Annotated in this window: 1 pseudogene; it reads left to right on the top strand. The window is 64.7% G+C overall.

The features are described from left to right. A pseudogene (locus AX735_RS26095) lies at window positions 1-382 on the top strand (hypothetical protein); the annotation flags it as partial.

Genomic DNA, 382 nt, shown 5'->3' with positions numbered 1-382 from the left:
CGCCGCTACACCGGCCTCGCCTATGTCTATCTGCGCTTCAAGCTGACCGGCAACAGCAAGAAAACCGAGAGCCCGTTCGTCCAGTCGGTCCCGACGCGCGTCACGATCCGCACCAAGGGCGCATATGTCTACGACCCGCGCCTTGACAGTACAGTTCCCGGTGGCAGCGGGTCGCACCGCGCCGACGATCAGAGCACTTGGGAATGGAGCGACAGCGCCTCGCGCAACCCGGCTCTGCAACTGCTCTGGTGGATGCTGGGCTGGCGCATCAACGGCAAGCTCGCAGTCGGCGGCGGCATCCCGCCCAACCGCATCGACATGGAATCGTTCATCACCGCGGCGAACCTGTGCGATGAGGACGTCTCGATAGCAGCCGGTGGCA

The organism is Blastomonas sp. CCH1-A6, from assembly GCF_001556365.1.
Lineage (GTDB): Bacteria > Pseudomonadota > Alphaproteobacteria > Sphingomonadales > Sphingomonadaceae > Blastomonas > Blastomonas ursincola.
The sequence above is the reverse complement of the archived record's forward strand: the minus strand, read 5'-3'. Positions and strand labels throughout refer to the sequence as shown.